The organism is Lactiplantibacillus xiangfangensis (genome assembly GCF_001438845.1).
GTDB lineage: Bacteria > Bacillota > Bacilli > Lactobacillales > Lactobacillaceae > Lactiplantibacillus > Lactiplantibacillus xiangfangensis.
The window spans coordinates 7,400-16,203 of sequence record NZ_JQCL01000038.1; the positions used below are offsets into that span (position 1 = coordinate 7,400).

The 8,804-nt window shown below is 39.9% G+C and carries 7 protein-coding genes; 3 read left to right on the forward strand and 4 right to left on the reverse strand.

Going from position 1 to position 8,804, the window contains the following annotated elements; all coding sequences use genetic code 11:
* Window positions 1–62: 62 nt before the first annotated feature.
* A complete protein-coding gene (locus IV64_RS03595; RefSeq protein ID WP_057705806.1) occupies window positions 63–650 on the reverse strand; it encodes a site-specific integrase in 588 nt (195 codons plus the stop codon).
* Window positions 651–735: 85 nt separating this feature from the next.
* Between IV64_RS03595 and IV64_RS03600 the strand changes: the two genes are divergently transcribed.
* Both IV64_RS03600 and IV64_RS03605 read left to right on the forward strand, forming a co-directional pair.
* Window positions 736–999, forward strand: a complete 264-nt coding sequence (locus IV64_RS03600; RefSeq protein WP_003643337.1) for an AbrB/MazE/SpoVT family DNA-binding domain-containing protein — start codon at window positions 736–738, stop codon at window positions 997–999.
* On the forward strand, window positions 993–1,337 hold the full coding sequence (locus IV64_RS03605) for a type II toxin-antitoxin system PemK/MazF family toxin (RefSeq protein ID WP_001748110.1): 345 nt from the start codon (window positions 993–995) through the stop codon (window positions 1,335–1,337). Before IV64_RS03600 ends, IV64_RS03605 begins: the two co-directional genes overlap by 7 nt.
* Window positions 1,338–1,446: 109 nt before the next feature.
* Here the strand turns inward: IV64_RS03605 and IV64_RS03610 are convergent, their stop codons facing one another.
* The 3 genes from IV64_RS03610 to IV64_RS03620 are packed head-to-tail and all read right to left on the reverse strand — an operon-like array spanning window position 1,447 to window position 7,397.
* Entirely contained in the window at window positions 1,447–2,604 is a 1,158-nt protein-coding gene (locus tag IV64_RS03610) for a restriction endonuclease subunit S (RefSeq protein WP_057705807.1), read from the reverse strand.
* On the reverse strand, window positions 2,594–4,216 hold the full coding sequence (locus IV64_RS03615; protein ID WP_057705808.1) for a type I restriction-modification system subunit M: 1,623 nt from the start codon (window positions 4,214–4,216) through the stop codon (window positions 2,594–2,596). Before IV64_RS03615 ends, IV64_RS03610 begins: the two co-directional genes overlap by 11 nt.
* Window positions 4,217–4,229: 13 nt before the next feature.
* On the reverse strand, window positions 4,230–7,397 hold the full coding sequence (locus IV64_RS03620; RefSeq protein ID WP_057705809.1) for a type I restriction endonuclease subunit R: 3,168 nt from the start codon (window positions 7,395–7,397) through the stop codon (window positions 4,230–4,232).
* A gap of 664 nt (window positions 7,398–8,061) precedes the next feature.
* Between IV64_RS03620 and IV64_RS03625 the strand changes: the two genes are divergently transcribed.
* On the forward strand, window positions 8,062–8,589 hold the full coding sequence (locus IV64_RS03625) for a hypothetical protein (RefSeq protein WP_157061021.1): 528 nt from the start codon (window positions 8,062–8,064) through the stop codon (window positions 8,587–8,589).
* Window positions 8,590–8,804 lie beyond the last annotated feature (215 nt).

An 8,804-nucleotide genomic window follows, 5' to 3' on the forward strand; every position in this document is an offset into this window, starting at 1 on the left:
ATAGCCCCCCAAAAAAAACATGTATTAGAAGTCGCCGTTGGCGACAACAAAATCAAACCAATTTACCCAAAATCAATTTGGTTCAACATGTTTTCTGTACTTGCTTGATCCAAGCCCAAATAAGCTAAAGTCATTGATTCACTTGAGTGATTTAGTAAGTGCATTACTAGGCCAATATTGTAATTTGATTGCGTGTAAACACGATAAGCCCCGGTTTTGCGCATCGTATGAGTCCCTAGATAATTAATTCCTAACAGATCGCCAACCCTACTCATAATTTTGTAGAACTGTTTTTCAGTGATATGGCAATCTGGGTGTTGAATGGAAGGAAAGAGCCATTCAGATGCTAGTTTATGATCAAGCAGCCATTGACGATACAATAAGAGTTCTGTTTGAACTGGTTTAAGGTACAAGGTATTAGGCTTACCAGTTTTTCGATCATGAATGAACGCATTTTGTTTAATAGAACCGTCCAGATTAAAAATATCGGTCTGTTTTAAACCCATAACGTCACTCACTCGCAGTAGCGTAGCTTTACCAACTTGAAAAATCGTATAGTTACGTCGGCCAGCTTTAAAGTTATTGAGTAACGTATCTTGAACCTCTTTAAGAACGTTTGAATCTTTTATGGGTAAGACAACTTGTTGCATGTAAATGACCTCCAGTAAGAATATTTGCATTGTGTATCTACACGGGATATACTTGACTTGTAATAATAATTTAGGAGGGGAAAATATGGAACTTATTAAAGAACAAACACGCTTAGCAAAGTGGGGAAACTCGAAAGCTGCTAGAATTCCTAGCCAAATTATTAAACAACTGAAATTAGATGATAACCAAGATATGACAATAACCATTGAAAATGGATCAATTGTTTTAACACCAATAAAAAAGAACCCAACCAATATTCACGAACTATTTAAGGATTGGAAAGATGACGGGAAAAGGGATCACGAGCTTGATTGGGGAAAGTCAGAAGGTAATGAACTTCAATGGTAAGCCAAGGTGATATATTTTATGTTAACTTTAATCCAAGCCGTGGTCATGAACAGATGAATAAGCGACCAGCCATTGCTCTAAGCAATGATCTAGTCTGTCAGACAAGTAACATGACGATTGTGGCTCCAATTAGCAGTACCAAGCGTAATTTTCCAATGTATCATCGACTAACTAGTAGTCAAACAGTATATGGAAAAGTATTATTAGATCAAACCATAGCCTTAGATTTACGGGCAAGACATGTCACTGATGAAACTATTGTCGATCATGTATCGCGTGAAGAACTAGAAGAAATAATCACTTTGTACAAATTATTGTTTAGTATTGATGACAAATAGAAGAAGTCATTTCTTTAATATTAAAACAAATAACCCCCAAGATCTATTTTATAGATTTTGGGGGTTATTCTTTCAACGTTTTCGAGGGGTGATTTGTATATTATAGACCCTATACAAACATATTTTGTAAAAAGCCTTTTTTCTGTTCTTTCAACAAATCTAACTTACGTTGATGAAGAGCGATAGTCCCGTCTAGCTGTTTGAAGAATGAACCGATTTTATGTTGCTCTTCTAAGCTGGGAATTAATAGTAAGTAAGGTTCGATGTGTTTATTATTGATTTGGGGAATAGTTGATGTGTCCGCAATCTTGTACAATCCTGTCTTATTGATAAAAGTATAGAGATACTCAGGATCAATCCCTTTTGGTTCTAGGGCCATCATATTAGTATCCATGTAACTATCTTCTCCCAACATACGTACTTTATTGGTCATTATAGCAGCACCTCTTTTTGGAAAAATAGTACTGGATTTTTTCATTTTTTTATATTTTGAGAGAATATTGACTTTAACTTGTGATTCTTCTTGAACACGAGTCGAGTAATTCAAATCATCAACTTTTATAAACAAATTATTGGCATTATTATTAATGTCAAAATTTGACGGAGACCATCCTGACCGAATGATTACATAATCTCCTAACTTACGCTCTTCCCAATCGTCAGCAAACCCCGCAAATCGCAATTCAGGAACTTTGGCCCCATTTTTAGGGAACATTTTTTGCAAGTAGCCTTTTTTCTGTTCTTTCAACAAATCCAACTTACGTTGATGAAGAGCGATAGTGTCATCTAGCTGTTTAAAGAATGAACCTATTTTTTGTTGCTCTGAATTATTCTGAGGAATCGATAGCTTCAGTTCAGTCAACATGTCCATAACAATGTACGGAATATTTCCTGTACGAGCTTCCTGTTTTATTTTTTTAGGCAGCTTATTTCCAATTTCTGAAAATATAAAACTTCTATCTACTAGAAACTCTTGGAGCACATAAGTTCGTTGATAGGCATTGAACTTATTATCCGCTAAATGCATGTATCCAACTGTTGCTCCATTACCTGCAATTGTAATGGACGGTCCTTCAAACGCTGCTACATCGATCCTATATTTTTTAATTCCAGAAGTATAAAAATCATACTTGCCATTTTCAACCATTGCATTTGCATCTAATTTTCCGGTGCTTATTTTAGTAATATCTCCTAACTTACGCTGTTCCCAAGGATCAGTGAAACCTTTAAATCTTAATTGCGGATATTTAGCTTGGTTATCCTTCATTGTGAGCCTCCGGTTTTGACTGGTCATTAACGTGGGTGGCCACTAACTGGCTAGCTAATTCATTAAAGGCTTGTTCATTCTGACTGATTTCCTCGTCCAGTTGCCTTAGATCAGCTTTGACTTGGTCCAGATCAATCTCGGGTTCCGGTTCAAACGTATCAACGTAGCGCGGAATATTTAAGTTGTAGTCATTCTCCTTGATTTCTGCCGGTGAGGCCACATGGGCATATTTATCGACATTTTGCCGGTTTTGATAAGTGGTCACAATTTTTTGAATATTCGCTGCCGTTAGCTTATTTTGATTCTTGTCCTTTTCAAATTCCCGGGACGCATCAATAAACAAGACGTCGTCAGTGGTTTTGTGTTTCTTTAAAATCATGATTAACGTTGGAATACCAGTGGAATGAAAAATATTGGCGGGTAGTCCAATAATGGCATCAATCCGGTTATCTAACAGGAGCTTTTGGCGAATCTTGCTTTCTTTAGCCCCCCGAAATAACACGCCATGGGGTAAGACAATACCCATAGTCCCATGTTCCTGCAAATGATAAAAGCCATGTAGTAGGAAGGCAAAGTCGGCTTTAGATTTAGGTGGTAAGACGCCATAGTCGCGGAAACGGGGATCAGACAAGCGTTTATCACTGTTATCCCAGTGTGCCGAGTAGGGCGGGTTCATAACGACGGCATCAAATAAGTAAGGCTCGTCAACCGGCCAATCTTTACTTAACGTGTCACCATTGCGTAAGTGCATATCGTCATACGAGACTCCATGTAACATTAGGTTCATACGGGCCAGGTTATAGGTCGTGGTGTTCAATTCTTGGCCGTGATAACTCACTAAATTGGGGTCTTGCACGTGCTGTCCGACATTTAATAGCAGCGAACCAGAACCAACTGCTGGATCATAGACAGTCCGCAATTGGTTGTCACCTGCATTGCGCTGATAAGTCACAATCTGGGCAATAATGTCGGACACCTGCCGCGGGGTATAAAATTCACCCGCTTTTTTACCGGAATCACTGGCAAATTGCGCGATTAAGTATTCATAGGCGTCACCTAGGACGTCGCCTTGATGATGGATAAGATCAATCGCATTTAAAGCTAACATAGTATCACTAATAGTTTGGTTCCGTTGTTGTAAAGAACTGCCTAATTTATTACTACTTAAATCCACATCGGCAAACAAGCCCGAAAAGTCTTGCGCTGAAGATAGATTTTGTGTCGACTGTTCCAGATCATGAAGTGCTTGAGATAAATCGTCTAACGCAAAAGTATGGGCTTGAATCTTGCCAATCAGGGTGGTGTACAACGCCTGGGGTTGAATTAAATAGCCGAGCGTGTTTTGCAAATACTCCACTAAACTGGGCTGCACCGAGACGCCTTCCAATTCAAACTGAGGATCCATATACTGAGCATATTTCCGGGTGACATTTTCGATTTCGCCTGCCCAATCACTAAAGGTCGTTAAGGTTTTCTCAGATAGAAACCGATAAAAAATTAACCCTAATAAATAATTTTTATATTCAGAGGCGTCCATTTTCCCGCGTAAGACATCGGCCGCATTCCATAGGGCGCTTTCAAGTTGACTAGCTTGCGTTGTTTTTTCTGACATTGTTTAACCTCACTTATTTTTGTAGATAAATTGCTAAATCGTGTTCAATAAACTGCCGCCAAGCGGCCTGGGACTTAATCCGGTATAGTGGCAAAATAGCTGGAATCTTCGGCCCAGTGGCAGTTTGAGCTTGTAAGGCCGCTGCTAAATTCGCTGACTGCGTTAATTCTTGTTCATGATGCCATTCATCGGTACCCACGGTGTGTTCACGCGCCACCCGCAATAGGGCTGTTTGATCTAAGCCCCACGTGTGGGCGAATACCGACGTTTTTTTGACCAATTGTCTCTGGGCATAATCAGCCACCAACTCCCGAGCATTCAACGCTACTGGCGCTTTATTTTGGTCACTCTGTTGCTGCGACTGTTGCATTTGTTGCTCAATATAGGGCATGGCTTCGCGAATTAATTGAGCCTGTTGCGGTTGCGTTTCCGCTAATTTATTCAAACTAGCCTGTACTTTGGCACTATTTTGCAGATAATCCGTCATATGCGTTTGGGCTTGATCAGGCGTCGAGTACTGTTGCTGTTCATCAATCCAATCTTGAATTAATTGCGTCAAATAATCATAATCCACCAAGACTACTGAACCAACGGCTAAGGAAAAGTCTAAAGCGGCCAACTCTTCGGGGACTTTCTCAGGCTCTTGGTTAGTAACCGCCGCTTTAATCCGCAGATATTTACCCGTATAGGATTCTACTTCGGGCTGAGCAATACCAAAAGTCTTTTCGCTGTTCTCCCAAGTGAAATCGTTGTACATGGATAAGGAATTCAATTGTTGATTCACTTGGCGAAAGGCTTTCACAAACTGTACCTTGGCAGTAGTTCCTTTAAGGTCATCGGCAGCCGTCGGCGTTGGAGCAATGGCTTTTAAATCCACCACAGCCTTTTGAAATTTTAAGACGGCCTGCTGATAAGTGGGACGAATGATGACATTAAAAGAGCCTTCGCCACTATATAACTTGTAAGCTTCACGTTCATTAGCTTCCATGATTGCCGGTACCCGAAAGGTCACAATTTGGCCTTCTTGTTTTAATTCCCGGTTTTGGAGCCGGTTGGTGCGTGAGTAGGCTTGAATAAGTTCTTGATAGGCTAAGGTGCGGTCAACAAAGAGCGTATTTAGCCGAGGGGCATCAAAACCCGTTAATAAACGGCGTACGACAATCACTAAATTTATTTCTTGATCCGTTTGTAAATGAGCAAAGACCGCCTCACGCCGAGCAGCCCGTTTTGCGACATCTTCGTTATAGAGATTCAGATCGGCTAAATCAAAATTAGTGTGATACTGCTGATTATAATCCTTTAAAATGGTGGCCATTTGGTCATGTTTTTGCGCACTCTGATCTTCGTTTTCACTTAATGAATAAGTAATCGCAATTCGGGGCCAATCAGGATCTAGCTGATTGTGAGTAGTCTTTTTCGCGGCTTTAAAGGCTTGATAATAGCGTTGCGCCATTTCAATGGAGCTGGTGGTTAAAATCGCATTGTAGTTGCCATGCCCCAAGCTGGTTTTACGTGGGCCTTTTTGTAAAATATATTGAACAACTTGTTGGATATGTTCATCAGTCTCAAAGTCAGCCGGAGTTAAATACGTTTCTTCCAAGTCCTTGACTGACATCGCTTGAATCTTGGCTTGAATTTTCGCTTCATCAGCCGTACTCAGCAGGCGGCCTTGCTTATCACGACGCGCTTTGACGCGCTGAGTTTCTTTTTCGAGGGCCCGGGTTATTAACGTGTCTTTCCCAATCGTTGTTACGTGTTCCACGTTAAACGGTAACACGGCTTGGTCCTCTAAGGCGTCTCGCAAGTTATAAACATGACAGACTTTACCAAATAGCTCCTCAGTCGTAACCGCTAGATCACCCTTGAGCTGTTTTTTATTTTCATTAAAGATGGGGGTGCCAGTGTAACCATACCAGTTACTATTGATAAACGCTGCTCGAATTTCCTTTTGCATTTTGCCAAATTGCGACCGGTGGGCTTCGTCAACAAAGAAGATCACCCGTTGCTTTAAAGTTTTACTAAAGCGGGATTGCTTACCGGTTGCCAGCTGGGCTTGCGTTTTTTTGACCGCCCGATGAAGTTTTTGAATCGAGGTGACCAAGACCTTACCGTCATTTTGTTGCAACTTACGCATTAAATCACCGGTATTTTGCGCTTCGTTAATGGCAATATCATCATTGGCAGCATAGGCACTAAAGTTGCTGGTTGTCTGTTCGTCTAAATCCCGCCGGTCAACTAAGAAGATGACCTTATCGACACCGGGATCTTGCGCAGCTAATTTAGCGGTTTTATATGAGGTGAGTGTTTTACCAGAACCCGTGGTATGCCAAACAAAACCATCTTGATGGTCGTGAATCCGGTGCATCACGGCTTCAATCGCATAAATCTGATAAGGCCGTAAGAGAATTAGGCTTTGCCGCTCTTGGTCGATGACCGTATATTCACTGACCATTTTATGGGCCATGGGAATATTAAGGACTTGGCGCGTAAACGCTAAGCCGTTTTCCACGGGGTGATTATCCCGCGTTCGCCAATTGAACAAAAAGGCTTTATTGAAATGATCCGGTTCGGCATTCGCAAAATACGCCGTACTATCCGGCGTCATAATCACAAACATTTGCAACAGCGAGTAAATTCCCGTATATTTACCTTCCTGCGCGTATTTTTCAATTTGATTAAAAGCCTGGTTAAGTTCGACCGTGGCTTTTTTTAGTTCCAATTGAATTAAGGGTAACCCATTAATCAATAGGGTTACGTCAAAACGGCGATCAGGATCGACATCTTGAGTACCAGCTAACCGTGGTCGCACTGCTTGCCGTACCACTTCATAACTAGATTTACCGCCAGCAACGTCCGCTTTCCAAAACAACTCGAGCGTCACCGCGCCCAGCTTAGCATCATCACGTTCAACTTCAACTTTGCCAATGCCATTTTCGGCGGCTAGTAACTTAGCTGCTTCGTAAGGTGTCCGGACCTCAATCGCCCGTTTAACTTGATTAAATTCGCTATCAGTTAAAGGGTGTCCCTGCAATTTAGCATAGTTATTGTTATTTAATTTATCACGAAAATTAGCCCATAATTGATCCGGCGTCGCACCATATAGGTCTTTGCGTTCCACCCATTGATTGCTTCCAGTCGTTAAGGTTTTAACAACTTCTTTTTCAAACGACAGTTCCAACATAAAAACATTCCTTCCCCCACCTTTAAATTACTCACTAGTTTATTATACGCGAACAGATTAGCGTTTAGGCTTCATAATTTTACAATCTACAATATCAGAAAAATTTAGGCTACTTTTCCCAAAAAGTAAGGTATTAAAGGTATCTTAGATCAATCTCAAAAGTACAGCTATTGAACGAGTCGTCGCGTGTTACGGACAATAAAATGGATTATTGGATTTCTTTGAAAAGTAAAGCAGTTAATCTATAGAAATATAGGCTCTCTCAGGACGCTTGAGATAATTCAGTATACTTTTTCTTAAAACTAATGGTAAATTACTAAATGGGATTGAAATCATGCATCAACCACATAAAAAAGCCAAAGAGAATCGATTCTCTTTGGCTTTTATTTAGTACAATTATTAATCTAACCATCAGCACAATGGGGTGTTTAACAAGCAATACAAGATGTTGCATAAACTATTTTTTAATTTACGCCAGCTCCCTATAAAACTATAAAGGAAACTAGCTAGTTACGTAAATACATGGTTTCTTTTTTGTCGCCAATACTTTTGCGATCATATGAACATCGATAAATGAAATCGATAAATATATTTCCATGGGAGTTTTTTATGAGAAAATCTGTTCGGCTAATTACATTGACATTAACAGCTATGACTTTAGGTGGTGTTGCTGTTCCCTTCTATATCTGCTTTTGCAGATGCAGAAGGAATTTCATCTGTTACAAAGATTGATTATCAAAGTGTGAACTCAGATCAATTAGGTAATCTTATTGATACATATGACATGGATAATTTAACGACAAATCAAGAAAATGTAGTTAGTATCTATTCAGCTAAACTTCAGGACGAATTAAAAGCTGAGGTACCGCAAAGTGCACCTGCAACTATAACAACACCTCGCTTTCAGTCTAGAGCAGCATTAGGATTAATGGCACGGTTAGCTGCTAAATATGGAAAAGTGTATGTTTCTAAGACATTACCTAAGATTGTGTACAAGAAAGTCGCAAAATTAATCGGTAAAAAAGTTAGCCAAGCTAAGTTTTTGCATATCTGGAATAATACTATCGGTGTGGCAACTGGAGCAGCTTTGGAGAGTGCAATTGCCAAAGGATTAAAAGCATGTGGTGTTCCTAAGGGGATTGCTAACACAGCAGCAACAATTATTGCCACAGCCGTTGGTATCTTAGTGTAAAATGGGATACATGGAAAAAATTATTGAGTTTTTATGTTTAATTTTGGTAGTTGGGCTGCTTTTGTTTTTAATATTTAGATTTATGACAGATTTCAAGGCAACATTATTATTGGTTCTTGCTATATCAGTCGGTATTTTTGTCAAAATACATTTCTTTGGTAAATGGTAGATTGTAAAATTAATCCGAACGCTGTTCGGACAAAAAAGATCAGCTT

What these genes read in the sequence shown, in the direction of transcription:
- IV64_RS03600 (WP_003643337.1), top strand. Translation starts at nt 736, where the DNA reads ATGGAACTTATTAAAGAACAAACACGCTTAGCAAAGTGGGGAAACTCG.
- IV64_RS03610 (WP_057705807.1), bottom strand. Translation starts at nt 2,604, where the DNA reads ATGAAGGATAACCAAGCTAAATATCCGCAATTAAGATTTAAAGGTTTC.
- IV64_RS03595 (WP_057705806.1), bottom strand. Translation starts at nt 650, where the DNA reads ATGCAACAAGTTGTCTTACCCATAAAAGATTCAAACGTTCTTAAAGAG.
- IV64_RS03615 (WP_057705808.1), bottom strand. Translation starts at nt 4,216, where the DNA reads ATGTCAGAAAAAACAACGCAAGCTAGTCAACTTGAAAGCGCCCTATGG.
- IV64_RS03605 (WP_001748110.1), top strand. Translation starts at nt 993, where the DNA reads ATGGTAAGCCAAGGTGATATATTTTATGTTAACTTTAATCCAAGCCGT.
- IV64_RS03620 (WP_057705809.1), bottom strand. Translation starts at nt 7,397, where the DNA reads ATGTTGGAACTGTCGTTTGAAAAAGAAGTTGTTAAAACCTTAACGACT.